The organism is Massilia sp. LXY-5, from assembly GCF_059801075.1.
Genome location: NZ_JBNNEH010000001.1, coordinates 274,848 through 298,870, shown reverse-complemented (window position 1 = coordinate 298,870; position 24,023 = coordinate 274,848). Strand labels below are relative to the sequence as shown.

The window sequence follows — 24,023 nt, the reverse complement described above, 5'->3', positions numbered from 1 at the left end:
CTTACTCTCCCTTGAACTGCGCCGGGCGCTTGGCGATGAAGGCGGCAACGCCTTCGCGGTAGTCGTGGCTGTAGCCGAGTTCGCGCATCATCTCGCCTTCCAGTTTCAGCTGGTCCGGCAGGGTATTGGCGTAGCTGGCCTGCAGCGCTTTCTTGGTAAAGGCGAGCCCTTTGGTTGGCGCCGTGGCGAAGTGCTTCGCCATTGCCATCGCCTCGCTCATCAGCGCATCGTCATCGACGGCGCGCCAGATCAGGCCCCATTGCTCGGCCTTCTCGGCGCTGAGCTTCTCGCCAAGCATGGCGAGACCCGTGGCGCGCGCATGGCCGATCAGGCGCGGCAGGTGCCAGGTGCCGCCGGTGTCCGGAATCAGGCCCAGTTTGCAGAAGGCTTCGATGAAACTGGCCGATTTCGCGGCGAGGACGATGTCGCAGGCCAATGCGAGATTGGCGCCGGCGCCGGCTGCCACGCCGTTGACGGCGCAGATGACCGGCATCGGGAGCGAGCGCAGCGTCAGCACCAGCGGCGCATAGAACTTTTCGACCGATTCGCCCAGGTCCACGCCCGGCGCACCCGGTGCGACGGCGCGGTCGCCGAGGTCCTGGCCGGCGCAGAAACCGCGGCCGGCGCCGGTCAGCACCAGCACGCGCACGGATTTATCCGCTTGCAGCTTGTCGAGCGCGTCGCGTACTTCGAGGTGCATGGCCTGGGTGAAGCTGTTCAGGCGGTCCGGGCGGTTCAGGGTCAGGACGGCGACGCCGTCTTCAATCGTGAATTGAATCGATTCGTAGCTCATGGTGTCTCCTCCAGTTTTATAGTTATTCGTGCTGGTCGAAATCGACGATGACGGTGTCCGTGATCGGGAAGGCCTGGCAGGACAGGACAAACCCGCGTGCGACTTCGTAGTCTTCCAGTGCGTAGTTCACGTCCATCTCGACATTGCCCTCGACGACCTTGCAGCGGCAGGTCGAGCAGACGCCGCCCTTGCAGGAGTAGCGCATGTCGATGCCGGCGCGCAGGCCGGCATCGAGGATCGATTCCTTGTCCTTGTCCATGGTAAAACTCGCCGCGCTGCCGTCCATGATCACGGTGACTTCGGTCTGGTGGCGTGCGCCTTCGACGATCGGGCGCGGCTTGTGCTCGTGCTTCGGGATGCTCGCGGCGAACAGCTCGATGCGGATCTTTTCCTTGGCCATGCCGGCGTCCTGCAGCGATTTCGAGACGCCGTGCATCATGTCTTCCGGGCCGCAGATGAAGGCGACGTCGATGTCCTGCACGTCGATCCAGTGGCGCAGGAAAGCGCTGCACTTCTCGCCCGTGATGCGGCCGTTGAAGAGTTCGATGTCCTGCTGCTCGCGGCTCATCACATAGACCAGTTTCAGGCGGCCCATGTAGATGTCCTTCAAGTCCGTCAGTTCGTCGCGGAAGATGACCGACGAGGAGGCGCGGTTGCCGTAGACGAGCGTAAACCGGCTCTTCGGCTCGGCCAGCAAGGTCGTCTTGATGATCGACAGGATGGGCGTGATGCCGCTGCCGGCGGCAAAGGCGAGGTAGTGGCGCTCGCTGTCCGGGTCGAGCGGCACGTTGAAGTGGCCCATCGGCGGCATGACTTCGAGGGTGGCGCCGGCCTGCAGGCTGTCGTTGGCCCAGTTCGAGAACAGGCCGCCGGGCGTCTTCTTGATCGCCACGCGCAGCTGTTCGTCCTGCACGGCCGAGCAGATCGAGTAGGAACGGCGCACGTCTTCGCCGGAGATCTGTGCGCGCAGGGTCAGGTGCTGGCCCTGCTGGTAGGCGAAGGTGGATTTCAGTTCCGGCGGCACGGCGAAGGTGACGGCGACCGCGTCGCGCGTCTCGTGCTTCACCTTGGCCACGGTGAGTGGATAGAATTTGCTCATGGTCGTTGGCTGTTCGGGCTCAATGGCACTTGAAGTAATCGAAGGGTTCGCGGCAGTCCAGGCATTTGTAGAGCGCCTTGCACGGGGTCGAACCGAACTGGCTGGTGAGTTGCGTATGCGTCGAACCGCAGTTCGGGCAGGTGATCTCGGGCTCCTTGAACGTGCCGCGCTTGACGCCGCCGCGCAGGCCGCTGATGTCGATCGCCTGCTGCACCGGCGGCGCGATGCCATAGCCCTTCAGGGCCGCCTTGCCGGTCTCGCTCATCCAGTCGGTGGTCCAGGCGGGGGACAGCCGGTTCACCAGTTTCACCTTTTCCAGGCCGTGCGCGTGCAGCGCTTCGCTCACAAGCTCGCTGATGACCTGCATCGCCGGGCAGCCGGAATAGGTCGGCGTGATCGTCACCACGCACTCGTCGCCGTCGAAGGCGACGTCGCGCACGATGCCGAGGTCGACCACCGAGATCACCGGGATCTCCGGGTCCGGCACTTCACCGAGCCAGGACCAGACCTGGCTGGTGGTGACTTCCTGCGCGTTCATTACCACTCCGCTCCGGGGTAGGCGCGCTGCAGGAACTGCATCTCGGCCAAAATAAACCCGAGGCGTTCCGTGTGGCGGCCCTGCTTGCCGCCGCGCTGCATGTACGCCTCCGGCGACGGCATGACAAGTGTCGCTTCGACCAGGATGTCGTTCACGTGGTCGAGGAAGGCGGCGCGCAGGTCTTCCGCTTTCGGGGCGATGCCCTGCTCCACCATCGCGTTGTCGATCTCGTCGTAAATAAAACATTCGCCGCTGTACATCCAGAGGTCGTCGAGCGCGTCCTGCATCATCCTGTGGCTGACATCGGTGCCGTCGCCCAAGCGCACCACCAGGTCGCCGCTGCGGCGCAGGTGGTAGGTGACTTCCTTGAACGATTTCTCCGCGATCTCGGCGATGCGCGGATCGCTGGACTGCAGCAGGCCGCGCATCAGGAAGTAGTGCCAGGTATCGAACAGGAACTGGCGCACCATCGTGTCGGCATAGCTGCCGTTCGGCTGCTCGACCAGCAGGCAGTTGCGGTACTCGCCGGCGTCGCGGTGGAAGGCGAGCTTGTCCTCGTCGCGTCCCCGTCCTTCGAGCTCGCCGGCATAGGTCAGCCACATGCGGGTCTGCCCCAGCAGGTCGAGCGCGACGTTGGTCAGCGCCATGTCTTCTTCGAGCGCCGGGCCCTTGCCGCACAGCTGGCTGAGCTGTTGCGAGAGGATCAGGGCGTTGTCGCCCTGGCGCAGGAGGTATTCGATCTTCGCATCCATGACTGGACTCACAGGTTCTTGACTTCTTCCGGCATCGGGAAGAAGGTCGGGTGACGATAAACCTTGCTGTTGGCCGGCTCGAACAGGGCTTCCTTGTCGGAGGGGCTGGAAGCGACGATGTCGGCGGCGCGCACGACCCAGATCGAGACGCCTTCGTTGCGACGCGTGTAGACGTCGCGCGCGTTGTTGATCGCCATTTCGGCGTCAGGGGCGTGCAGGCTGCCGACGTGCTTGTGGGCGAGGCCGTGCTGGCTGCGGATGAATACTTCCCACAGGGGCCATTCTTTGCTCATGGTTGTCTCCGGTGTTTCGATGTTTGTGGACGTTCGCGGACGATCCCTCACGGCCGCGAAGTGCCGATACGTGCGTACCGCGTGGGCACGGAGTGCCCACCCTACATTTATGCTGCGGCCTTTTTGGCGGCTTGCTTGTCGGCGTGGGCGACCAGCGCGTCGCGGAACCATTCGCCGTCGTCCCAGGCTTTCACACGCGTGCGCAGGCGGTCGCGGTTGCAGGGGCCGTTGCCCTTGAGGACGTTGTGGAATTCGCTCCAGTCGATCTCGCCGAATTCGTAGTGGCCCGTCGCTTCGTTGAACTTCAGGTCGGGGTCGGGGATCGTCAGGCCGAGGTATTCGGCTTGCGGCACGGTTTGATCGACCATGCGCTGGCGCAGCTCGTCGTTCGAAAACAGCTTGATGCGCCATTTGCTCGACTGCGCGCTGTTGACCGACTCGGCGTCCGACGGGCCGAACATCATCAGCGACGGCCACCACCAGCGGTTCAGCGCATCCTGCGCCATCGCCTTCTGTTCCGGCGTTCCCTTGGCGAGGCTCATCATGATGTCGTAGCCCTGGCGCGCGTGGAAGGACTCTTCCTTGCAGACGCGGATCATGGCGCGCGCATACGGACCGTACGAGCAGCGGCAGAGCGGGATCTGGTTGATGATGGCCGAGCCGTCGACCAGCCAGCCGATCGCCCCCATGTCGGCCCAGCTCAGGGTCGGATAATTAAAAATGCTGGAATACTTGGCTTTGCCCGAGTGCAGCGCGGCCAGCAGTTCGTCGCGCGACACGCCCAGGGTCTCGGCGGCACTATATAAATACAGGCCGTGGCCGGCTTCGTCCTGGATTTTCGCCAGCAGGACGGATTTGCGTTTCAGCGTCGGCGCACGCGTCACCCAGTTGCCCTCGGGCAGCTGACCGACGATTTCCGAGTGCGCGTGCTGGGAGATCTGGCGCACCAGCGTCTTACGGTAGGCATCGGGCATCCAGTCCTTCGCTTCGATCTTCACGCCTGCGTCGATGCGGGCCTGGAAGGCCTGCTCTTCGGCACTCATGTCCTCGTTCGTCTGGACCTTTTTGAGGCCCGTTTCCACCATCTGTGCGTACATGGTCAGTCTCCGGTTGCAAACATCGTCCAACAATAATACGATACAGAAAACGAGATGTACACCAAAATTTTGAATCATATCGAGCAGCACCCAACAACGGAATTGCATGAAACAAATAAGCAGCATGGAGTGGATCGCCGCCGCGCTTTCGGCTGAAACCTTGCGTTCGAAATCGCTCGTCATGACGGTGATGGGCGACGCCATCGCCCCGCACGGCGGCGCGGTCTGGCTGGGCAGCCTGATCGAGTTGCTGGCCCCGCTGGGCGTGACCGACCGCCTGGTGCGCACCAGCGTATTCCGGCTGGTACAGGAGGGCTGGCTGAATGCGAGCCGCGAGGGGCGGCGCAGCCGTTATACCTTCGAGGCGAAATCGCTTGCGCGTTTCCAGCGCGCCGACCGCCGCATCTACGCCCCGCCCGGCCTGCACTGGGACGGACGCTGGACACTGGTGCTGGCCCAGACCGGAAAACCCGGCAGCATCGACGGCGACCTGCGCGCGGCGGTGCGCAAGGAACTCGAGTGGGAAGGGTTCGCCATGCTGGGGCCGGGCGTGCTGGCGCATCCGGGCGCCGACTCCGAAGGGCTGGCCGATGCGCTTCAGCGCACCGGCGCGGCGGACCGGGTATTCGTGCTGAGCGCGGGCGAGCTGCCCGGTACCGGGTCGCGGCCGCTGCGGGAACTCGTCAAGGAAGGCTGGGATCTTACCGCCGTGGCGCAGGGCTATCGCGATTTCATTGCGCAGTTCACGCCGCTGCTCGCCCTGTTGCGCGAGGACTCGCCCGTGGCGCCCGCGAGTGCGTTTGCGATCCGCTCGCTGCTGATTCACGCATACCGGCGCTTGCAGCTGCACGATCCGATGCTGCCGATCGAGCTGCTGCCCGATCCGTGGCCGGGGTCGGATGCCTACCAGGTGGCGCGGGCCGTCTATTTATTGGTGTACGCGCAGGCGGAGGTGCATATCGATGCCGTATTGCGGCGCGAGGATGAGGCGGCGCCGGCGGCGGATGACGCGTTTTTTCAGCGCTTTGGCGGATTGCGCGGCTGACCAACGGGTGGACCGCGTGGGCTCGAGAGCCCACCCTACGGTTATCGGTTTTGTAGGGCGGGCTCTCGCGCCCACGCGGTATCATCACATGACCATCCACGTCCTCAAATACACCCTGAAACCGAGTATGATCTCGGCTTTACGCTTTCCATCTACAGGACACACCATGTCTATCAAGATCAGCAGCCAGTTCGACGCTGGCGCCATCGAGATCGTGAACGCCACGAGCGCGAACGCAATCGATCTGAACATCCGCAAGGATTCGCACGCCGACATCACCCAGTGGTTCTACTTCCGCCTCCAGGGCGCGGGGGGACAAGCCTGCACCATCCGCCTGCTCAACGCCGGCCAGGCCGCGTATCCGGCCGGCTGGGAAGACTACAACGCGATGGCCAGCTACGACCGCATCAACTGGTTCCGCGTGCCGACTTCCTACGACGGCCAGGTCATGACGATCGCGCACACGCCGGGCATGGACAGCGTCTACTACGCCTACTTCGAACCCTATTCGTGGGAACGCCACCTGGAACTGCTCGACCGCGCGCAGATGAGCGAACACGTGCGCATGCTCGATCTCGGCTCGACCGTCGACGGCCGCGACCTGAACATGCTCGTCATCGGCGAACCCGCGGAAGGCAAAAAGAAAGTCTGGGTCATCGCACGCCAGCACCCGGGCGAAACGATGGCCGAATGGTTCGTCGAAGGCATGCTCGACGCCTTACTGGATCCGGCGCATCCGTTCGGACGGCAGCTGTTGAATGAGACGGTGTTCTATGTGGTCCCGAACATGAACCCGGACGGCTCGGTGCGCGGCAACCTGCGCACGAACGCGGCCGGCGCCAACCTGAACCGCGAGTGGCTGAACCCGACCATGGAACGCAGCCCGGAAGTCTTCCTGGTCAAGCAGAAGATGCATGAAACCGGCGTCGACCTCTGCCTCGACGTGCACGGCGACGAAGGCCTGCCGTATGTGTTCGTGGCCGGCAGCGAGTCGCTCCCGAATTTCACGCCCGAGCAGGCCGCGGCGCAAAAACGCTTCAGCGACGACTTCAAAATCGCCAGCCCCGACTTCCAGGACGTGCACGGCTACGGCGAATCGCCGTATACCGAAGAGACGCTGACCATGGGTTCGCCCCACGTCACACACGCCTTCGGCTGCCTGTCCCTGACCCTCGAACTGCCGTTCAAGGACAACGCCAACGACCCGGACCCGCAAGTGGGCTGGGACGGCGCCCGCAGCGCCCGTTTGGGTGCGGCGGTGCTGCAGCCGGTGCTGCAGTCGGTCCGCGCGATCAAGTAACAAGCTTCGACGCCCCGCCAGCCGGGGCGTTTTTCACTTTAGAGAGAACCACGCACCATGACCATCTTCGCCGCCTCCGTCTTCGACGCCACCGTCACCTACAACGGCCAGGAGCTTTTTAAAGGCCAGGGCGCGGCCCGCATGTGGGCCGAAAAAGTCGCCAGGGAGCTTGAAACCGAGATCACCGTCGAGAAATTCGGCACCGGCTGGGTCCTGCGCGGCCAGGTCGACGGCGTCGACGTCACCTGGGGTATTTACGGCCAGCGCCTGAGCCGTATCGAGAACACCTGACGAGCACGTGCGGGGCTTGGCGCGGCAGCAAATCGTTCTATAATCGCGGCATCAGCAATGCCGGATCGGACGGCAGTGCACCCACACCCGCTCGGGCTTGCGACGGCGTCTGCCGGCAGTCAGCAGTCGCCCCGGTCATTCGATAGGCCGTCTTCATGAATTCCGCATCCTCGCTGCGCACCGCAGACCCCTCTCCTCCCCCGCGCATTTCGACCGGCATCGCCGGCCTCGACGACATCCTCGGCGGCGGCCTGACCCCGCAGCGCGTCTACCTGGTGGAAGGTTCGCCCGGCGCCGGCAAGACCACGCTCGGCCTGCAATTCCTGCTCGACGGCGAAGCGCGCGGCGAACACGGCCTGTACATCACCCTGTCCGAAACCACCGACGAACTGAAAGCCGTCGCCGCCAGCCATGGCTGGTCGATCGACGCCCTGTCCCTGTTCGAACTGGCCAGCGACACGGCCCTCGACATCGATGCCCAGCAGTCGATCTTCCATCCTTCCGAGGTCGAACTGGGCGAAACCACGCGCAACGTGATGGCCGAGGTCGACCACGTGAAACCGGTGCGCGTGGTCTTCGACAGCCTGTCGGAGATGCGCCTGCTGGCGCAGAACCCCCTGCGCTACCGGCGCCAGATCCTGGCCCTGAAGCAGTTCTTCACCACCCGTGCCTGCACCGTGCTGCTGCTCGACGACAAAACCAGCCAGCCCGACCAGCACCTGCACAGCATTGCGCACGGCGTCATCAGCCTCGAGCAGATCGCCAAGGAATACGGCAAGGAACGGCGCCGCGTCAACATCATCAAGATGCGCGGCATCCGCTTCCGTGGCGGCTTCCACGACTACACGCTCGACACCGGCGGCATCACGATGTATCCGCGCCTGGTCGCGGCCGAGCACATGCTCGACTTCATGCCAGCGATCCGCTCGACCGGGTCGTCCGGTTTCGACAAGCTGCTCGGTGGCGGCATGGTGCGCGGCACGAACACCCTGATCGTCGGCCCTTCCGGCATCGGCAAGACCACGCTGTCGGCACGCTGCCTGTTGTCGGCGCTCGAGCGCGGCGAAACGGCCTCGTTCTACCTGTTCGACGAGGGCCTCGGCACCTTCTTCGCCCGCTGCGTGGCCCTCGGCATGGACTTGCGGCCCTTCGTCGACAATGGCCAGCTGCGCATCCACCACATCGATCCGGCCGAGCTGTCGCCGGGCCAGTTCGCGCAGATGCTGCGCGATGCGGTCGAGCAGCATGGCGTGAGCTTCATCGCCATCGACAGCCTGAACGCCTACCTGCAGGCGATGCCGGGCGAGCAGTACCTGACGCTGCAGATGCACGAACTGCTCTCCTACCTGAACCAGCAGGGCGTGACGACGGTGCTGGTGCTGGGCCAGCACGGCCTGATCGGCGAAGTGCACAGCGACGTCGACCTGAGCTACCTGGCCGATACCACGGTGCTGCTGCGCTTCTTCGAATCGAACGGCCGCCTGCGCCGCGCCATCACCGTCATCAAGAGCCGTACCACGAGCCACGCGCTGACCATCCACGAGCTGCAGCTCGGCAGCGACGGGGTGCGCGTCGGCGAGCCGCTCGAAGGCTTCGAAGGCGTCCTCACCGGTTTGCCGAGCTATCACGGGTCGACGCCGATGATGGTGCCGACTGCGCATGCAAAAGACTGACCCGCGCGAAGAGCGCATCCTGATCTTCGCGCCGCGCGGGCGCGACGCCGAGGTCATGTGCTCGGTACTGTCGCGTGACGGCTTCGTGTGCGAGATCGTCGACAGCTTCGACCGTTTCATGGCCGACATCGCGGCCGGCGCCGGCGCGGCCATCGTCGCCGAGGAAGCGCTGCAGGGCGAAGACAGTACTCCCCTGCTCGCCTGGCTCGAGCGCCAGGAACACTGGTCCGACTTCCCCTTCGTCGTGCTCCTGACCCGCATCATCGGCGTGCCGGCCGACGGCGCCCGCGCCCGTCTCGGCGAACTGGGCAACGTGATCCTGCTCGAGCGCCCGCTGAACGCGCAGACGCTGCGCAGTGCCGCGACCTCGGTGCTGCGCGCGCGCCGCCGCCAGTACCAGGCGCGCGACGTGCTGCTCGACCGCGAGCGCACCGCCGAGAGCCTGCGCCAGAGCCAGGAAGCGCTGGTGCACCTGAACGAAACCCTCGAAGCGCGCATCGAGGAGCGCACCCGCGCGCTGGCCCAGGCCAACGACCGCCTGATGAACGAAGTGATCGAGCGCGAGCGGGTGCAGCAGGCCATGGTCCAGTTCCAGAAGATGGAAGCGGTGGGCCGCCTCACCGGCGGCATCGCGCACGATTTCAATAACCTGCTCAACGTGGTCCAGGGCAGCATGGACCTGATCCTGCTGATGTCGAAGGACGAGGTGGCGAAGCAGCGCGCCGAAGTGGCGCGCCGCGCCTGCCAGCGCGGCGGCAAACTCACCAGCCAGCTGCTCGCCTTCTCGCGCAACCAGAGCCTGGATTTGCGCCCGCTCGACGTCCATACCCTGTTCGAAGGCGTGCGCGAGCTGGTCGCCACCTCGCTCGGCTCCAGCATCCGCCTCCGGTTCGAGGTCGAGGCGCCCGGCGCCAGCGTGATGGCCGACACCAACCAGATGGAGATGGCGCTGCTGAACCTGGCCATCAATGCGCGCGACGCCATGGATGGCGGCGGAGAGTTGCGCTTCAGCGCCGGGCCGGCCACGCCGCCGGAGGGCTTGCTGCCGCCCGGCGAGTACGTACGCATCGCGGTCACCGATAGCGGCGAAGGCATGCCGCCTGAAGTCGCGGCGCGCGTATTCGAGCCCTTCTTCACCACCAAGGGCGTCGGCAAGGGCACGGGCCTGGGCCTGTCCCAGGTCTACGGCATGGCCCAGCAATCGGGCGGCGCGGCGCGCATCCTGAGCGAACAGGGGATCGGCACGACAGTCGAGATCTGGCTGCCGGTGGCCTCCAGCGGCGCAGGCGCGCCAGCCCTGCCGGAACGCGCGGTCACCGCCACGCCGCGTCCGGGGGCGCGTATCCTGGTGGTCGAGGACGACGATTTCGTGCGCGAGTCGATGGTCGAATCGCTCGAGGCGCTCGGCCACAGGGTGGCCCAGGCGGCCGACGGCGAGGCCGGCTTGCGCGAACTGCTGCGGGCGCGGCCCGACCTGATCATTACAGACTACCTGATGCCGGGGATGACGGGGGCGGAACTGGTGCAGCGCGCCCGCGCCGAATTGCCGGGCGTGCCGATGATCATCGCCACCGGTTATGCCGACATGAAGGCGATCGAACAGGTGATCGGAAACGATATGCTGCTACGCAAGCCGTTCCAGCTGGCGGAGCTGGCCACGGCCGTGGAGAAGGCGCTGCACAAGCTGGGAGACGAGGCAACGGCGGGCTGAGGACCCAGCCTCAGAGCTGCACGCCCAGGTGCTTCTCCACCCAGGCATGCGCATCTTCGACCGTATCGAAGTGCACGGTCGCGATCACCGTCTTGTCGTGCGCCAGGCAGCTGGCATACACCCGCTTTTCATCGGCTGAACTGAGCAGGTCGGACTGGGGGGAGAGCTCGACCGATGCCACCAGGTCGAGGTTCAGCAGCACCGCCTTCTTCGGGTTGTTTTCCTTGTCGATACGAACGAATCGGCTCATGCTATTCCCTATATAAATCAATTACCTGCGACGACCATCTTCTCGATCAGGATCGAGCCCGTCGATTTATTCCCGCGCGACAGCACGTCGTTGCCGACGCCGACGATCTGCTGGAACATCTCGCGCATATTGCCGGCGATCGTGATTTCCTCGACCGGATACTGGATGACGCCATTCTCGACCCAGTAGCCCGAGGCGCCGCGCGAATAGTCGCCGGTGACGTAGTTCACGCCCTGCCCCATCAGTTCCGTCACGAGCAGGCCGGTGCCCATCTTGCGCAGCATGCCTTCGAAATCGTCGGCCAGCCTGGTCTCGTCCGACGTGATGGTGAGATTGTGCGCGCCGCCCGCATTGCCGGTGGTTTTCATGCCGAGCTTGCGGGCCGAATACGAGGACAGGAAGTACCCCTGCAGCACGCCGCTGTCGATGACCTTGCGGCGCACGGTGCGCACGCCTTCCTCGTCAAAAGGCGAAGAACCGACTTCGCCGATCACGTGCGGGTCTTCCATGATCTGGATGTGGCTCGGGAAGACCTGCTTGCCCAGGGTATCGAGGAGAAAACTCGACTTGCGGTAGAGCGAGCCGCCGGAGACGGCCTGGACAAAGGCGCCGACCAGGCCGGCAGCCAGCGGCGCCTCGAACAGCACCGGGCAGCTGCGGGTGTCGAGTTTTCTGGCGTTCAGGCGTGCCAGCGCGCGTTCGGCGGCGTAGCGGCCGACCGCTTCCGGCTTGGCCAGCTTTTTCGGGTCGCGCGCCGAGGTGTACCAGTCGTCGCGCTGCATTTTATTACCCTTGCCGGCGATCGGTGCGACCGACATCGTGTGGCGCGAGAACGGGTAGCCGCCCATGAAGCCGCGCGTGTTGGCGGCCACGAAGTGCGATTGCTGCACGTAGACGCTGGCGCCTTCGCTGTTGGTGATGCGGCGGTCGACCTCGAAGGCCGCGTTCTCGCAGCGCTGGGCCAGTTCCACGGCTGCCTCGGTGCTGATCTGCCATGGGTAGCACAGGCGCAGGTCGCGCGGGTTCATCTCCAGCATGTCGGCGTCGGGCAGGCCGGCAGCATCGTCTTCGGCCGTGAAGCGGGCGATGTTCCAGGCCGCCTCCACGGTGGCGCGCAGCGAGGTCTCCGAAAAATCGGAGGTGCTGGCGTTGCCGCGGCGCTGGCCGGCGTACACCGTCACGCCGATGCCCTTGTCCTTGTTCTGCTCAATGGTTTCGATCTGGCCGCGACGCACCGACACCGACAGTCCGCTACCCTCGCTGATCTCGACCGAGGCATCGGTCGCGCCCTGCTCTTTGGCGAAAGCGAGCACGCTCTGCGCCAGCGCTTTCAGCTGGTCCTGGGTGTGGGTAAAAACGGAGTCGTTCATATCGTGTTTTTCGTCGCGAGCCCTAAAACAGTTATCATAGCAGCCGTTTACTGTTTTTACTGATCGGCTCCGTGCCAATCGGATCATTCGATACCATGCCAAATCCAAACCGCGGCTCGGTGGGCTTCCAGTCCAACGAGTTCGAGCAAGAATACGAACGCCCTTCCAAATCTGAACTCAAGCGTCAGATGGACGAGTTGCAGAAACTCGGCGCGCAGCTCGTTGCCGAGCCGCGCGACCGCGTCAAGCGCGTGCCGATGCCGGAAGACGTCAAGGACGCCATCCTGATGTGCCAGACCATCACGAACCACGAAGGCCGCCGTCGCCAGCTGCAGTTCGTCGGCAAGAAGATGCGCACGCTCACCGAAGAGGAAGTGGCCGTCATCCAGCGCACCATCGACAGCTGGAAAGGCGCCTCGAAGGCCGAGACGGCCGCGCTGCACGCGCTCGAGCGCCGCCGCGAGAAGCTGCTGACCGACGACAAGGCACTCACCACGCTGCTGGAAGAGCATCCGGAACTCGACGTGCAGCACCTGCGCACCCTGATCCGCAATGCGCGCAAGGAGCAGGCCGAGAACAAGCCGCCGAAGGCCTACCGCGAACTGTTCCAGATCCTGAAGGACCTGAGCAAGAAGAAGGCCGCCCCGACCGACGACGAAAGCGAATCCGACGACGATGAGTCCGCAGACGAGTAAGGATGTGCCGCTGGTGATCGGCCTAGTGTCGGTCTCGGACCGCGCCAGCGGCGGCGTGTACGAGGACCAGGGCATTCCTGCGCTGCAGGACTGGATCGCTTCGGCCATCACGACGCCCTACCGCATCGAGCCGCGCCTGATTCCCGACGAGCGCACGCAGATCGAGAAGACCCTGGTCGAACTGGTCGACGTGACCGGCTGCCACCTCGTGCTGACCACCGGCGGCACCGGCCCGGCGCGGCGCGACGTCACGCCCGAGGCCACGCTCGCCGTCGGCACCAAGGAAATGCCGGGTTTCGGCGAGCAGATGCGCCAGATCAGCCTGCGCTTCGTGCCGACCGCGATCCTGTCGCGCCAGGTCGCCGTGATCCGCGAGCTGGAAGACCACGCGGCCCTGATCATGAACTTGCCGGGCCAGCCGAAGGCGATCAAGGAAACGCTGGAGGGCTTGAAAGACGCCGACGGGAATGTCGTCGCCGGCGGCATCTTCGCGGCCGTCCCCTACTGCATCGACCTGATCGGCGGCCCCTACATGGAAACCAATCCGGCGGTCAGCAAGGCATGGCGCCCAAAGACGGCCCAGCGCCCCGCCGCCACTACCCAGGACAACGCATGAGCGATCTGCTGCAAAACATCGAAATCGAAACCGCGCCCAACCCGACGGCCGCGATCATCTGGCTGCACGGCCTGGGCGCCGACGGCAACGACTTCGTGCCGCTGGTGCGCGAGCTCGACCTGAAAGGCCTGGGCGGCATCCGCTTCGTCTTCCCGCATGCGAAGACGATTCCGGTGACGATCAACGGCGGCTACATCATGCGCGCCTGGTACGACATCACCGGCGCCGAACTGACGCGCCGCGAAGACGAAACCGGCCTGCGCGACTCGCAGCGCGACGTCGAGGCCCTGATCGCCCGCGAAAAGGCACGCGGCATCCCGGCCTCGCGCATCATCCTGGCCGGCTTCTCGCAAGGCTGCGCGATGACGCTGCAGACCGGCCTGCGCCACCCGGAAAAGCTGGCCGGCATGCTGTGCCTGTCGGGCTACCTGCCGCTCAACGAAAAGGTCGTCCACGAGCGCACCGAAGAAAGCATCGACACCCCGGTCTTCATGGCGCACGGCCGCCAGGACCACGTGGTGCCCTTCATCCGCGCCGAGCAGTCGCGCGACATCCTCAAGGAACTCGGTTATACGATCGAGTGGCACGACTACCCGATGCAGCATTCGCTCTGCTTCGAGGAAGTGCAGGACATCTCGGCCTGGCTGAAGAAGGTATTGGCTTAAGAAGCCTCAACCACGGGAGCTGCGGCTCCCGTTTTACATTGGAGCCCATCATGGCCAAGAAGGAAGAGCAGCTCGACGAAGAAACGATGGCACTGATTAACTGGTGCATCGAAGTCGAAAAACACCTGGTCGCCGGCGGCGCCACGCAGAAGGAAGCGCAGGACCATATCGAGGAGCAGGTCGAGTGGTTCACGGACCTGTTTTATGACGGCCTGAGCCCGGAAGAAGCGGCGAAGGAAGCGTTGGCCTGATGCCCGGCGCCGCTGCTACTTCGGTAGCGGCGGCGCGCTCGACACGGGAATCTCGGTGCGCGCCGTGTTCATGACCATCGCCAGAAACGTGTAATAGCCGTTCAATCCCATCAAATCAACCACGCCCTGCTCGCCGAACAGCGCCACCGCATCGGCATAGGTCCGGTCCGACACTTCCTTGGTCTGGTGCAGCTCGATGCAGAAGTCATGCACCACCGATTCGTCCACCAGCATGCTTGCCGGCCGCTCGCGCCGCGCGATCGCATTGATCACTTCAGGCGGCACGCCGACCTGCGCCGCGATCGGCGCGTGAATCGCCCACTCCACGCCCTGGTTCCACTGGCGCGCGGTGACGAGGATCGCCAGTTCCGATAACCTGATCCCGATCGCGCTGCGGTAGCGCAGGTACTCTCCCATGCGCTGCGCGTTTTCCAGCAGCTCGGGACTGCGCAGCAGCGGGACAAACGGCCCGTACAGGGCGCCGCGCGGCCCTTCGATGACGGCCTGGGCAGCCCGGCGCTGGGCTTCGGTCATCTCGCTGGGTGGGATCGGACGGAGGCGGTCGGTCATGGTGGGCGTCACGGAAGTGTCTTTACAGAAAATATTCGCACAGCTTACGGCAAAGATCAAAGGAATCCGGCCCCGGCAAGCTTATTGTCAACCGTCAACTTTTTGCCGGAGGGAGTGCTCATGACTCATATCATCCACCGCAGCCTGCGCCAGACGCCGCCGTTTGCCGTCGGCGCCTCGGGTGTCACCGTCTACGACAGCGCCGGAAACGCCTACCTCGACGCCAGCGGCGGCGCGGCCGTGTCTTCGCTCGGGCATGGCCACCCGGACGTGATCGCCGCGATGCACCGCCAGATCGACCGCTGCGCCTACGCGCACACCGCCTTCTTCACGACCGAGGTGGCCGAAGAGCTGGCCGACACGCTGGTAGCGCGCGCGCCCGCCGGGATCGGGGCGGTCTACCTGGTCTCGGGCGGCTCGGAGGCGATGGAGACGGCGCTGAAGCTGGCGCGCCAGTATTTCGTCGAAGGCGGCGAAGAGGGACGCTCGCTCTTCATCGCACGGCGCCAGAGCTATCACGGCAACACGCTGGGCGCGCTCGCGGTCGGCGGCAACGAGTGGCGCCGCAAGCCCTTCGCGCCGCTGCTGATGGAGGTGCCGCGCGTGGCTCCCTGCTACGAATACCGCGACCGCCGCGACAACCAGAGCGTCGACGAGTACACGGCCGCTCTGCTCGACGAACTCGAGACGGCCATCATCAAGGCCGGGCCGGACAAGGTGATCGGCTTTGTCGCGGAACCGGTGGTGGGCGCCACCGGCGGCGCGATTCCGCCCACGCCCGGCTACTTCAAGGGCGTGCGCGAGATCTGCGACCGCCACGGCATCCTGTTCATCGCCGACGAAGTCATGTGCGGGATGGGCCGCACCGGCACCCTGTTCGCAATTGAACAGGATGGCGTGGCGCCTGACATCATCACGGTGGCGAAGGGGCTGGGCGGCGGCTACCAGCCGATCGGCGCGGTGCTGGCCCAGGGCGCGATCGTCGAGCGCCTGCGCCAGGGCAGCGGCAGTTTTTTACATGGCCACACCTACATCGGCCATCCGGTGGCGGCAGCGGCCGCGCTGGCCGTACAGCAGGTGATCGAGCGCGACGGCCTGCTGCAGCAGGTGCAGCGGCGCGGCGCCACCCTGAAACGCATGCTGGGCGACGTCTTCGGGAAGCACGAACACGTGGGAGACATCCGCGGGCGCGGGCTGTTCCTCGGGATCGAACTGGTGCGGGACCGGGCGACCAAGGAGCCGTTCGCGCCGGAGCGCAAACTCCATGCGGCGATCAAGGCAGAGGCGATGGCGCGCGGGCTGATGGTGTATCCGATGGGCGGGACGATCGATGGCCAGCGCGGCGACCACATTTTATTGGCGCCGCCGTTCATCGTGAGTGCGTCGGAGTTGTCGGAGATCGTGGCGCGGCTGGCCGAAGCGGTCGACGCGGCGCTGGTGAAATGACCGGATGGGTGGGCACGATGTGCCCACCCGACATCTTCATTTCGGAAACGCCACCACTTCCGCCTGCTGCTCGCCCAAGCCGGCAATCCCCAATCTCAGCGTGTCGCCCTTTTTCAGGAAGCGCTGCGGCTTGCGCCCCAGGCCGACGCCCGGCGGCGTGCCGGTGGTGATGATGTCGCCCGGCTCGAGCGTCATGAAGCGCGACACGTAGCTGACGATCTGCGCCACCGTGAAAATCATGCTCGAGGTGTTCCCGGTCTGCATGCGCTTGCCGTTCAGTTCCAGGTACAGGTCGAGGTCCTGCACGTCATAGACGTCGTCGCGCGTGACCAGGAAGGGGCCGACCGGGCCGAAGGTATCGCAGCCTTTGCCCTTATCCCACTGTGAGCCCATTTCGAACTGGTAGGCGCGCTCGGAGACGTCGTTCACGACGCAGTAGCCGGCGACGAAGTTCAACGCCTCCTCTTCGCTCACGTACTGGGCGCGGGTGCCGATGACGACGCCGAGCTCCACTTCCCAGTCGGTTTTTTTCGAGCCTTTCGGCAGCTGGATCGGGTCGTCCGGGCCGTTCAGGGAGCTGATCGCCTTGGTGAAGAAGACCGGCTCGGTCGGCACCGCGGCGCCCGTCTCGGCGGCGTGGTCGGCGTAGTTCATGCCGATGCCGATGAATTTACCGACGCCCTTGACCGGCACGCCCAGGCGCGGATTGCCGCGCACCAGCGGCAGCGTCTTCGTGTCGACCTTGGCCAGTTTGCGCAGCGCGCGATCGTTCAGCACGGCGGCATCGATGTCGGCGATGACGCCGGACAGGTCGCGCAGGCGCCCTTCGTCGTCGAACAGGCCCGGCTTTTCCTTGCCCGGGCGGCCATAGCGCACCAATCTCATGTTTTCCCCTTGTCTTTCGCTCGTCCGCAGGCGCCACCATGGCGTCCCGGACGGGTCCGCATGATACCAGTTGCGCTTATTTTTTCGCGGTCAGCAGCCAGGCGCTCATGTCGAGCGCATCACGTTCGCTCACGCCCAGCGTCGGCATCGCGGTGCGCGGGTCGACCGATTTCGGATCGCGGATCCAGTGCACCAGGTTGGCCTGGGTGTTGGGCAGCACCCCGGCGATGAAGCGGCGTTCGGCCAGGTCGTCCAGCGGCCTCCCGACATAGGTCTCGGAGCCGGTCACGCCGGGAATCATGTGGCAGGCGCGGCAGGCATGCTGGGCCAGCGCGATGCGTCCGCGCGCGGGATCGCCCTGCACGCTGGCGGCCAGCTGCTTGTCCTGGCAGCCGGCCAGCAGCGCCAGCGCCAGCACTTGCACCACACTGCAGCCGAACAGGCGCGCACTCATCGCGATGCTCCCGCCGGCACCGGCGCGGGCGCACCCGTCGCCTGCGCGTAATCGCGCGCCGACAGGGTCGGCAGCACGCCCATGAAGGCCACCACCGCCCACAGCTCGTCCTCGCTCAGGTGGAACTGCCAGGCCGGCATCCCGCTCATCTTGATGCCGTGCTTGGTGATCCAGTACAGCTCGCGCGGCTGCCAGCGCGCGCTGGCGTCGACCAGGGGGCCAGGCAGGGGCTGCATGCTCTGGCCGATCTTCGCCTGGGCAAAACCGGGGCCGCCATGGCATTGGGCGCACTGGGCGTTGAAGACCTGCGCCCCGCGCTGCACCTGCTGCGGCGCACCCAGCGGGGGCACCTTGACCTCACTCGAATGATTGCGCACCGAGTAGCGCATGCCCAGTTCGAGCAGCGAATACACGGGCTGCAGGTGCTGGGCGGTGGCCCCGATGTCGTACCAGCCGGCGCGCATGACGACGGTGCCGGCGACGGCGGCGGCCAGGCCCGACAGCACCAGCGTGGCGGCAGCGGTTTTCAGGATCAGGCGAGTCCGGTTCGAAGGCATGGGTCGTGGCTGGCTGGGGTGCGCACTGTTGAAAAAATGATATTGTTTCTCTTGTATTATATAGAGCCATCGGCTTCATCGGATTCAATTGTGCGCAATCACTTTCACCTCCTCGCATTGTCCCGTGCGCTCTGCCTCGCCGGCATGTGCGCGGCATTGCTGGCCGGCTGCGGCGAGCGCGACGTGCCGAAAAAGGTGAGCGGCGGCGATCCGGCCCAGGGCCAGCGCCTGATGGCGCACTACCAGTGCACGGCCTGCCACGCGATTCCCGAGGTGCCGGGCGCAGTCGGCGATGCCGGGCCGCCCCTGGCCCAGTTCGGGCGGCGCAGCTATATCGCAGGGGGTATCCCGAACACGGCGGACAATCTCACCCGCTGGCTCGACAACCCGCCGGCCATGAAACCCGGCACCGGCATGCCCGACCTGGGCGTCTCGCCCCAGGAAGCGCGCCATATGGCGGCCTACCTGTTCACGCTGCAATGACGGGAACGATGAACCTTCCGCTGCAGTCGGTCCTGCACCCGGCCAGTCCCGACGCGGCCATCATCGCGCACCTGGCCTGGGTGCTGTTCGGCGGCGGCGCGGTCATTTTTATTGCCGTCATGGCGCTGATGGTACTCAGCCTGCGACGCGATGCGCGCCACGCCTCGACGCGCTGGTGGATCGCCGGCGCCGGCATTGCCTTCCCGGTCGTGGTGCTCACCGCGCTGCTGGTCTGGAGCACCTGGCGCAGCGCGAATCTGTCGCCGCAAACCTCGCGCGGGGCGATGAGCATCGGCGTCACCGCGAAAATGTGGTGGTGGGAGGTGCGTTACCGCGATCCGGCCAGCGGGCGCGACATCGTCAGCGCCAACGAGATCCGCATTCCCACGGGACGCCCGGTCTACCTGGGCCTGACGTCGACGGACGTGATCCACAGCCTCTGGGTGCCGTCCCTGAACGGCAAGATGGATACGGTACCGGGACGCGTCACCGGCCTCACCCTGCATGCCGACAAACCCGGGATCTACCGCGGCCAGTGCGCCGAATACTGCGGCGAGCAGCACGCGCGTATGGCGCTGCACGTGGTGGCCATGGCGCCCGCCGAATTCGACGCCTGGCTGGCGCGCGAGGCGCAGCCGGCCAGGGCGCCGGATAAGGCATTGATCGAACGCGGCCGCGCCGCCTTTCTCGAGCAGCGCTGCCAGAGCTGCCATACGGTCCGCGGCGTGGCCGAGGGCGCGCGCCTGGGCCCGGACCTGACCCACGTGGGCGGCCGCATGCATATTGCCGCCGGCACCCTGCAGAATCACCGCGGCACGCTGGCCGGCTGGATCGCCAATCCGCAAGCGATCAAGCCGGGCGCGCGCATGCCGGCCGCCCTCGACATCGACGGCGAGGCGCTGCACGCCCTGGCCGCCTGGCTGGAGCAGCTGAAATGACGACAACCATCGGCAAAGCGACACTACCGAGCTCCCTCCCCCGCCCTCCCGACGAGCTGGCGCGGCTGGAGAAAACCTGGCGCACGCCGACCGGCCTGCGCTTTCTCACCAGCGTCAACAACACGAATATCGGCCTGCTCTACATCGGCACCGCCCTGCTGTTCTTCCTGCTGGCCGGGATCCTCGGCCTGATGATGCGCACCCAGCTGGCCGTGCCCGACAACACGCTGCTCGCGGCCGGCAGCTACAACCAGATCTTCACCATGCACGGCACGGTGATGATGTTCCTGTTCGCGATTCCCATCGTCGAAGCGCTGGCCGTCTACCTGCTGCCGAACATGCTGGGCGCGCGGGATCTGCCCTTCCCGCGCCTGTCGGCCTACGCCTATTGGGCGTATGCGATTGGCGGCCTGGCCTTCTTCTGTACCCTGTTCTTCGGCCTCGCGCCCGACGGCGGCTGGTTCATGTACCCGCCGCTGACGGGTAAACAGTATTCGCCGGGGCTGAACGCCGACTTCTGGCTGCTCGGGATCGGCTTCATCGAGATCTCGGCGATCGCCGGCGCCATCGAACTGATCGTCGGCATCCTGTTTACGCGCGCACCGGGCATGACGCTCTCTCGCATGCCGGTATATGCCTGGGCCATGCTGGTGGTCGCCGTGATGATCGTGTTCGCCTTCCCGGCCATCATCGCCGGCACCGCCCTGCTGGAGATGGAGCGCGCCTTCGACTGGCCCTTCTTCATCGGCGAGCGCGGGGGCGATCCGATCCTGTGGCAGCACCTGTTCTGGTTCTTCGGCCACCCCGAGGTCTACATCATCTTCCTGCCCGCCGCCGGCATGGTCTCGACCATGATTCCGACGATTGCCGGCACCGCCCTGGTCGGGAGAAAAGCGATCATCGTGGCGCTGGTGGTCGTCTGCTTCTTCAGCTTTGCGCTGTGGGCGCACCACATGTTCACGGCCGGCCTGGGCGTGATGACGATGAGTTTCGTATCGGCCGCCAGCATGGCGGTCGCGGTGCCGACCGCGATCCAGGTGTTCGCCTGGATCGCCACGCTCTGGCGCGGCAGGATCACGATGACGGCGCCGGCCCTGTTCCTGGCCGGCTTCATGTTCATCTTTGTCCTCGGCGGCCTGACGGGCGTGATGGTGGCGCTGCTGCCCTTCGACTGGCAGGCGCACGACACGTATTTTATTGTCGCCCACCTGCATTACGTGCTGGTCGGCGGGATGGTATTCCCGGTGTTCGCGGCCCTGTACTACTGGCTGCCGCTGATCAAGGGCCAGCGCCTGTCGGAGCGGGTGGCGAAATGGGCGTTCTGGCTGATGTTCGGCGGTTTTAATATTGCCTTCTTCCCGATGCACGTCACCGGGCTGCTGGGCATGCCGCGCCGGGTGTATACCTATCCAGCCGGGATGGGCTGGGACGGCTTGAACATGGCATCCACGATTGGCGCCTTCATGCTGGCGCTCGGGGTTGTCGTGTTCCTGGTCGATACCGTGCGCACGCTGCGCCGGCCCGGGCAGCCGGTCGGCAATCCCTGGAATGCCTCGACCCTCGAATGGCTGCCGTCGGAAGACTACGCGACGCGCAGCATCCCGGAAGTACGATCCGCCGATCCCTTATGGGACCAGCCGGGCCTTGCCGAACAGGTGGAGGCAGGCCAGCACTACCTGCCCGGCACGGTGAGCGGCGGACGCGAGACGATCGCCACCAGCCCGGTCGCGGGTAAGCCGACGTATCTGCTGATCCTGCCGGGCGACAGCTGGCTGCCCTTCATCGCGGCGGCCGGCACTGCGGGCTTCTTCCTGCTGCTGACGGTCAAGATGAACGTGACGGCCTGGATCTGCGGCATCGCGGCGATCGTCGCGACCGTGATCTGGCTGTGGGGTTCGGACAGGAAGCCATCCATGACCGAAGCGCGCGTTTCGGACACGCTGGTGCTGCCCGTGGGCGCGCGCGGCACGGCTTCGCACTCCTGGTGGGCGACGATCATCATGCTGGTGGTGGACGCGACCATTTTCGCTTCCTTCGTCTTCGCCTATATCCACATCTCGATGCGTCTCGAGGTGTGTCCTCCGCCTTCGGCCAGCCTGCCGGCGCTGCGCTGGCCGCTGATCGCGGGCGCCCTGCTGCTTGCCGGCTCGGGATTGATGCTGTGGGCCGGGCGCAGCCTCGGCAAACGGCGCCTGCCCTGGCTGGCGCTCGCGGCGACCGGCTGCGTCCTGGCGAGCTTCCTGGTCGACCTGCACGGTTATCAACTGGCAGGCCTGGCGCCGCGCACGATGGCATGGAGCGCGACGATCGCGGCGCTGCTAAGCTACCAGGGCCTGCACGTGATCGTGCTGGCACTGGCCGGCCCCTATCTGGCGGCGCGCGCATGGAGCGGCCGCCTGTCCCCGGCCAGCCGTGCGACGCTCGACAACACGGCGCTGATCTGGCATTACACGACGCTGCAGGGCATCGCCCTGGCGCTGGCGGTGCATGGCGTTCCCTTGCTGATGGAGTGATCGATGCGCGAACGGTTCTTCACGAAGCTCATTCGCGGTACCCTGCCGCTCCTGGTCTGGGCCGCGCATTTCGCCGGCAGCTATGTGCTGGTGGCGGGCCAGTGCAGCCCGGCCGGGTTCGCCCCGGGCAGTCCGCACCGGCTGCCGCTGGCCCTGATGACGATCGTCGCGCTGGCGATCTGCGCGGCGCTGGCGTGGCGTGGCCGGCGCACGCTTGGCGGCGGCGACGAGGGTACGGCCCTGCTGGACTGGGCGGCGGCGCTCACGGCGCTGCTGGCGTTCGCGGGGATTGCGTGGACCTCGGTGCCTTTGTGGTTCGTCGATAGTTGTTCGTAATTCGTTCGCGAACGATCGAGAATCTACCTCGCCGCCGGCCGCACGCGCCAAATGACATTGCCGACATCGTCGGCCACCAGCAGCGCGCCTGCCTTGTCGATCGCCACACCCACAGGCCGCCCGCGCGCATCGCCGTTCTTGTCGACGAATCCGGTCAGCACCTCGACCGGCTTGCCGTTCGGTTTGCCGCCGGCGAAGGGGATGAACACGACGTTATAGCCCGACAGCGGCGTGCGGTTCCAGGAGCCGTGCTGGCCGATGAAGGCGCCGCTGCCATAGGCGGGACCGAGCTTCGCGCCTTCGGCAAACGTAAGGCCCAGCGCGGCGACGTGGGCGCCGAGGGCGTAGTCGGGAGCGATCGCTTTCGCCACCAGGTCCGGACGCGGCGGTTTCACCCGTTCGTCGACGTGCTGGCCATAGTAACTGTAGGGCCAGCCGTAGAAGGCGCCCTCCTTCACCGAAGTGAGATAGTCGGGCACCAGGTCGCTTCCGATCTCGTCGCGCTCGTTGGCGACCGTCCACAGGGTACCGGTCTGCGGTTCCCAGGCCATGCCGTTCGGATTGCGCAGGCCCGAAGCGAACAGGCGCGTGCTGCCGCTCTTCAGGTCCACTTCGAGGATCGCCGCGCGATTGACCTCGTTCTCCATGCCGTTTTCGGCCACATTGCTGTTCGAGCCGACGGTCGCGTACAGCTTGCTGCCGTCTTTGCTGGCGATGATGTTCTTGGTCCAGTGGTGGTTGAGCGACCCGCCCGGCAGCGGCGCCACCTTCTGCGGCGCGGCCGTGATCTCGGTCGCGCCTTCCTTGTACGGGAAGCGCACGATGCCGTCCGCGTTCGCCACGTACAGCATGTCTCCCACCAGCGCCATGCCGAAGGGCGAATACAGTCCCTTCAGGAAGACGCTGCGCACGTCTGCCACGCCGTCGCCATCCGTGTCGCGCAGCAGGGTGATGCGGTTGGCGCTCGGGACGGCGGCGCCGGCCTTCGCCATCACCTTGCCCATGATGTAGCCCCGAATCCCCTTCTTGTCGTCCGGCCGCTCCGGCGCGTTGGTCTCGGCCACCAGCACGTCGCCGTTGGGCAGCACGTGGAGCCAGCGCGGGTGATCCAGGCCGCTCGCCAGTGCGCTCACTTCCAGGCCCTGGGCGGCAAGCGGCCTGGCACCGTTCCAGCCCTTGGCCGGCGCGATGTCGACCGTCGGGATCAGGCTTTTCTTCGGCTCCGGCAGGGTCGGCGAAGGCCCGACACCGGCGCCGACCGGGAGCGTGGATTTGTCGCCGCATGCAGACAGGCTGAGTAACGCGGCGGCGGCCACGAGGGAGGACGAGCGAAAGCGCATGATGTCTCCTGGACGGAATCGAAGGACGGGTCGGCCCATTGTAGCGAATAAGACAAGACCGT

The 24,023-nt window shown here is 65.7% G+C and carries 27 protein-coding genes; 14 read left to right on the top strand and 13 right to left on the bottom strand.

The window, feature by feature from the left end; translation table 11 throughout:
- Position 1: 1 nt before the first annotated feature.
- From paaG to paaA, 6 genes are all read right to left on the bottom strand, one after another.
- The gene (paaG, locus tag ACI48I_RS01355; protein WP_498573114.1) at positions 2 to 793 is read right to left on the bottom strand and encodes a 2-(1,2-epoxy-1,2-dihydrophenyl)acetyl-CoA isomerase PaaG; all 792 of its coding nucleotides are present in this window, start codon (positions 791 to 793) and stop codon (positions 2 to 4) included.
- A gap of 22 nt (positions 794 to 815) precedes the next feature.
- Entirely contained in the window at positions 816 to 1,892 is a 1,077-nt protein-coding gene (paaE, locus tag ACI48I_RS01350; protein ID WP_193688290.1) for a 1,2-phenylacetyl-CoA epoxidase subunit PaaE, read from the bottom strand.
- 19 nt (positions 1,893 to 1,911) lie between these two features.
- The gene (paaD, locus tag ACI48I_RS01345) at positions 1,912 to 2,430 is read right to left on the bottom strand and encodes a 1,2-phenylacetyl-CoA epoxidase subunit PaaD (protein ID WP_498573113.1); all 519 of its coding nucleotides are present in this window, start codon (positions 2,428 to 2,430) and stop codon (positions 1,912 to 1,914) included.
- The gene (gene paaC / locus ACI48I_RS01340; protein WP_193688288.1) at positions 2,430 to 3,182 is read right to left on the bottom strand and encodes a 1,2-phenylacetyl-CoA epoxidase subunit PaaC; all 753 of its coding nucleotides are present in this window, start codon (positions 3,180 to 3,182) and stop codon (positions 2,430 to 2,432) included. Before paaC ends, paaD begins: the two co-directional genes overlap by 1 nt.
- An 8-nt stretch (positions 3,183 to 3,190) precedes the next feature.
- A complete protein-coding gene (gene paaB / locus ACI48I_RS01335) occupies positions 3,191 to 3,475 on the bottom strand; it encodes a 1,2-phenylacetyl-CoA epoxidase subunit PaaB (RefSeq protein WP_020651929.1) in 285 nt (94 codons plus the stop codon).
- Between the two features lie 107 nt (positions 3,476 to 3,582).
- Positions 3,583 to 4,572, bottom strand: coding sequence for a 1,2-phenylacetyl-CoA epoxidase subunit PaaA (paaA, locus tag ACI48I_RS01330; protein ID WP_498573112.1), 990 nt, complete (start codon positions 4,570 to 4,572; stop codon positions 3,583 to 3,585).
- Between the two features lie 106 nt (positions 4,573 to 4,678).
- Here paaA and paaX point away from each other — a divergent pair, with 106 nt between their 5' ends.
- The 5 genes from paaX (at position 4,679) to ACI48I_RS01305 (ending at position 10,592) form a co-directional block, all read left to right on the top strand.
- Complete coding sequence (paaX, locus tag ACI48I_RS01325) at positions 4,679 to 5,617, top strand: phenylacetic acid degradation operon negative regulatory protein PaaX (RefSeq protein WP_498573111.1); 939 nt, start codon at positions 4,679 to 4,681, stop codon at positions 5,615 to 5,617.
- A gap of 166 nt (positions 5,618 to 5,783) precedes the next feature.
- Positions 5,784 to 6,917 (top strand): M14 family metallopeptidase, encoded by a 1,134-nt coding sequence (locus ACI48I_RS01320; RefSeq protein WP_498573110.1) that lies wholly within the window; start codon positions 5,784 to 5,786, stop codon positions 6,915 to 6,917.
- A gap of 57 nt (positions 6,918 to 6,974) precedes the next feature.
- A complete protein-coding gene (locus tag ACI48I_RS01315) occupies positions 6,975 to 7,208 on the top strand; it encodes a hypothetical protein (RefSeq protein WP_193688284.1) in 234 nt (77 codons plus the stop codon).
- Between the two features lie 155 nt (positions 7,209 to 7,363).
- On the top strand, positions 7,364 to 8,881 hold the full coding sequence (locus ACI48I_RS01310; RefSeq protein ID WP_193688283.1) for an ATPase domain-containing protein: 1,518 nt from the start codon (positions 7,364 to 7,366) through the stop codon (positions 8,879 to 8,881).
- A complete protein-coding gene (locus ACI48I_RS01305) occupies positions 8,868 to 10,592 on the top strand; it encodes a response regulator (RefSeq protein ID WP_498573109.1) in 1,725 nt (574 codons plus the stop codon). Before ACI48I_RS01310 ends, ACI48I_RS01305 begins: the two co-directional genes overlap by 14 nt.
- A 10-nt stretch (positions 10,593 to 10,602) precedes the next feature.
- Here the strand turns inward: ACI48I_RS01305 and ACI48I_RS01300 are convergent, their stop codons facing one another.
- Together ACI48I_RS01300 and pmbA are read right to left on the bottom strand one after the other, a co-directional pair.
- Positions 10,603 to 10,842: a hypothetical protein gene (locus ACI48I_RS01300; RefSeq protein ID WP_193688281.1), complete on the bottom strand. Its 240-nt coding sequence runs from the start codon at positions 10,840 to 10,842 to the stop codon at positions 10,603 to 10,605.
- A gap of 17 nt (positions 10,843 to 10,859) precedes the next feature.
- Complete coding sequence (gene pmbA, locus ACI48I_RS01295; RefSeq protein WP_498573108.1) at positions 10,860 to 12,212, bottom strand: metalloprotease PmbA; 1,353 nt, start codon at positions 12,210 to 12,212, stop codon at positions 10,860 to 10,862.
- A gap of 95 nt (positions 12,213 to 12,307) precedes the next feature.
- Here pmbA and yjgA point away from each other — a divergent pair, with 95 nt between their 5' ends.
- The 4 genes from yjgA to ACI48I_RS01275 are packed head-to-tail and all read left to right on the top strand — an operon-like array spanning position 12,308 to position 14,439.
- Complete coding sequence (yjgA, locus tag ACI48I_RS01290; RefSeq protein ID WP_193688279.1) at positions 12,308 to 12,907, top strand: ribosome biogenesis factor YjgA; 600 nt, start codon at positions 12,308 to 12,310, stop codon at positions 12,905 to 12,907.
- Positions 12,888 to 13,523 (top strand): molybdopterin adenylyltransferase, encoded by a 636-nt coding sequence (gene mog / locus ACI48I_RS01285; protein ID WP_193688278.1) that lies wholly within the window; start codon positions 12,888 to 12,890, stop codon positions 13,521 to 13,523. The genes yjgA and mog overlap by 20 nt, the downstream gene beginning before the upstream one ends.
- On the top strand, positions 13,520 to 14,188 hold the full coding sequence (locus ACI48I_RS01280; protein ID WP_193688277.1) for an alpha/beta hydrolase: 669 nt from the start codon (positions 13,520 to 13,522) through the stop codon (positions 14,186 to 14,188). The genes mog and ACI48I_RS01280 overlap by 4 nt, the downstream gene beginning before the upstream one ends.
- A 50-nt stretch (positions 14,189 to 14,238) precedes the next feature.
- Positions 14,239 to 14,439, top strand: coding sequence for a hypothetical protein (locus tag ACI48I_RS01275; protein WP_193688276.1), 201 nt, complete (start codon positions 14,239 to 14,241; stop codon positions 14,437 to 14,439).
- A gap of 15 nt (positions 14,440 to 14,454) precedes the next feature.
- Here ACI48I_RS01275 and ACI48I_RS01270 read toward each other — a convergent pair whose 3' ends face one another.
- Positions 14,455 to 15,009, bottom strand: coding sequence for a carboxymuconolactone decarboxylase family protein (locus tag ACI48I_RS01270; protein WP_193688275.1), 555 nt, complete (start codon positions 15,007 to 15,009; stop codon positions 14,455 to 14,457).
- 114 nt (positions 15,010 to 15,123) lie between these two features.
- Between ACI48I_RS01270 and ACI48I_RS01265 the strand changes: the two genes are divergently transcribed.
- On the top strand, positions 15,124 to 16,455 hold the full coding sequence (locus ACI48I_RS01265; RefSeq protein WP_498573107.1) for an aspartate aminotransferase family protein: 1,332 nt from the start codon (positions 15,124 to 15,126) through the stop codon (positions 16,453 to 16,455).
- 36 nt (positions 16,456 to 16,491) lie between these two features.
- Here ACI48I_RS01265 and ACI48I_RS01260 read toward each other — a convergent pair whose 3' ends face one another.
- The 3 genes from ACI48I_RS01260 to ACI48I_RS01250 all read right to left on the bottom strand — a co-directional run bounded on the left by ACI48I_RS01260 (position 16,492) and on the right by ACI48I_RS01250 (position 18,351).
- Positions 16,492 to 17,340: a fumarylacetoacetate hydrolase family protein gene (locus ACI48I_RS01260; protein ID WP_193688273.1), complete on the bottom strand. Its 849-nt coding sequence runs from the start codon at positions 17,338 to 17,340 to the stop codon at positions 16,492 to 16,494.
- Positions 17,341 to 17,416: 76 nt separating this feature from the next.
- Positions 17,417 to 17,794 (bottom strand): c-type cytochrome, encoded by a 378-nt coding sequence (locus ACI48I_RS01255; RefSeq protein ID WP_498573106.1) that lies wholly within the window; start codon positions 17,792 to 17,794, stop codon positions 17,417 to 17,419.
- Positions 17,791 to 18,351 carry a c-type cytochrome gene (locus ACI48I_RS01250; protein ID WP_498573105.1) on the bottom strand — a complete coding sequence of 187 codons (561 nt, stop codon included), beginning with the start codon at positions 18,349 to 18,351 and terminating at the stop codon, positions 17,791 to 17,793. Before ACI48I_RS01250 ends, ACI48I_RS01255 begins: the two co-directional genes overlap by 4 nt.
- Before the next feature lie 90 nt (positions 18,352 to 18,441).
- On the opposite strand from ACI48I_RS01250, the gene ACI48I_RS01245 reads away from it, so the two are divergent.
- The 4 genes from ACI48I_RS01245 to ACI48I_RS01230 are packed head-to-tail and all read left to right on the top strand — an operon-like array spanning position 18,442 to position 22,621.
- The gene (locus ACI48I_RS01245; protein WP_227496671.1) at positions 18,442 to 18,834 is read left to right on the top strand and encodes a c-type cytochrome; all 393 of its coding nucleotides are present in this window, start codon (positions 18,442 to 18,444) and stop codon (positions 18,832 to 18,834) included.
- Positions 18,835 to 18,842: 8 nt separating this feature from the next.
- Entirely contained in the window at positions 18,843 to 19,772 is a 930-nt protein-coding gene (gene coxB, locus ACI48I_RS01240) for a cytochrome c oxidase subunit II (RefSeq protein ID WP_498573104.1), read from the top strand.
- Positions 19,769 to 22,285, top strand: coding sequence for a cytochrome c oxidase subunit I (gene ctaD / locus ACI48I_RS01235; RefSeq protein WP_498573103.1), 2,517 nt, complete (start codon positions 19,769 to 19,771; stop codon positions 22,283 to 22,285). Before coxB ends, ctaD begins: the two co-directional genes overlap by 4 nt.
- Before the next feature lie 3 nt (positions 22,286 to 22,288).
- On the top strand, positions 22,289 to 22,621 hold the full coding sequence (locus ACI48I_RS01230) for a hypothetical protein (RefSeq protein ID WP_193688268.1): 333 nt from the start codon (positions 22,289 to 22,291) through the stop codon (positions 22,619 to 22,621).
- A 23-nt stretch (positions 22,622 to 22,644) separates the two neighbouring features.
- Here the strand turns inward: ACI48I_RS01230 and ACI48I_RS01225 are convergent, their stop codons facing one another.
- Complete coding sequence (locus ACI48I_RS01225; RefSeq protein WP_498573102.1) at positions 22,645 to 23,961, bottom strand: PQQ-dependent sugar dehydrogenase; 1,317 nt, start codon at positions 23,959 to 23,961, stop codon at positions 22,645 to 22,647.
- Positions 23,962 to 24,023: the final 62 nt, after the last annotated feature.

Coding starts and splice junctions, on each gene's coding strand:
- paaG (WP_498573114.1), bottom strand. CDS start 793: ATGAGCTACGAATCGATTCAATTCACGATTGAAGACGGCGTCGCCGTC.
- paaE (WP_193688290.1), bottom strand. CDS start 1,892: ATGAGCAAATTCTATCCACTCACCGTGGCCAAGGTGAAGCACGAGACG.
- paaD (WP_498573113.1), bottom strand. CDS start 2,430: ATGAACGCGCAGGAAGTCACCACCAGCCAGGTCTGGTCCTGGCTCGGT.
- paaC (WP_193688288.1), bottom strand. CDS start 3,182: ATGGATGCGAAGATCGAATACCTCCTGCGCCAGGGCGACAACGCCCTG.
- paaB (WP_020651929.1), bottom strand. CDS start 3,475: ATGAGCAAAGAATGGCCCCTGTGGGAAGTATTCATCCGCAGCCAGCAC.
- paaA (WP_498573112.1), bottom strand. CDS start 4,572: ATGTACGCACAGATGGTGGAAACGGGCCTCAAAAAGGTCCAGACGAAC.
- paaX (WP_498573111.1), top strand. CDS start 4,679: ATGAAACAAATAAGCAGCATGGAGTGGATCGCCGCCGCGCTTTCGGCT.
- ACI48I_RS01320 (WP_498573110.1), top strand. CDS start 5,784: ATGTCTATCAAGATCAGCAGCCAGTTCGACGCTGGCGCCATCGAGATC.
- ACI48I_RS01315 (WP_193688284.1), top strand. CDS start 6,975: ATGACCATCTTCGCCGCCTCCGTCTTCGACGCCACCGTCACCTACAAC.
- ACI48I_RS01310 (WP_193688283.1), top strand. CDS start 7,364: ATGAATTCCGCATCCTCGCTGCGCACCGCAGACCCCTCTCCTCCCCCG.
- ACI48I_RS01305 (WP_498573109.1), top strand. CDS start 8,868: ATGCAAAAGACTGACCCGCGCGAAGAGCGCATCCTGATCTTCGCGCCG.
- ACI48I_RS01300 (WP_193688281.1), bottom strand. CDS start 10,842: ATGAGCCGATTCGTTCGTATCGACAAGGAAAACAACCCGAAGAAGGCG.
- pmbA (WP_498573108.1), bottom strand. CDS start 12,212: ATGAACGACTCCGTTTTTACCCACACCCAGGACCAGCTGAAAGCGCTG.
- yjgA (WP_193688279.1), top strand. CDS start 12,308: ATGCCAAATCCAAACCGCGGCTCGGTGGGCTTCCAGTCCAACGAGTTC.
- mog (WP_193688278.1), top strand. CDS start 12,888: ATGAGTCCGCAGACGAGTAAGGATGTGCCGCTGGTGATCGGCCTAGTG.
- ACI48I_RS01280 (WP_193688277.1), top strand. CDS start 13,520: ATGAGCGATCTGCTGCAAAACATCGAAATCGAAACCGCGCCCAACCCG.
- ACI48I_RS01275 (WP_193688276.1), top strand. CDS start 14,239: ATGGCCAAGAAGGAAGAGCAGCTCGACGAAGAAACGATGGCACTGATT.
- ACI48I_RS01270 (WP_193688275.1), bottom strand. CDS start 15,009: ATGACCGACCGCCTCCGTCCGATCCCACCCAGCGAGATGACCGAAGCC.
- ACI48I_RS01260 (WP_193688273.1), bottom strand. CDS start 17,340: ATGAGATTGGTGCGCTATGGCCGCCCGGGCAAGGAAAAGCCGGGCCTG.
- ACI48I_RS01255 (WP_498573106.1), bottom strand. CDS start 17,794: ATGAGTGCGCGCCTGTTCGGCTGCAGTGTGGTGCAAGTGCTGGCGCTG.
- ACI48I_RS01250 (WP_498573105.1), bottom strand. CDS start 18,351: ATGCCTTCGAACCGGACTCGCCTGATCCTGAAAACCGCTGCCGCCACG.
- coxB (WP_498573104.1), top strand. CDS start 18,843: ATGAACCTTCCGCTGCAGTCGGTCCTGCACCCGGCCAGTCCCGACGCG.
- ctaD (WP_498573103.1), top strand. CDS start 19,769: ATGACGACAACCATCGGCAAAGCGACACTACCGAGCTCCCTCCCCCGC.
- ACI48I_RS01230 (WP_193688268.1), top strand. CDS start 22,289: ATGCGCGAACGGTTCTTCACGAAGCTCATTCGCGGTACCCTGCCGCTC.
- ACI48I_RS01225 (WP_498573102.1), bottom strand. CDS start 23,961: ATGCGCTTTCGCTCGTCCTCCCTCGTGGCCGCCGCCGCGTTACTCAGC.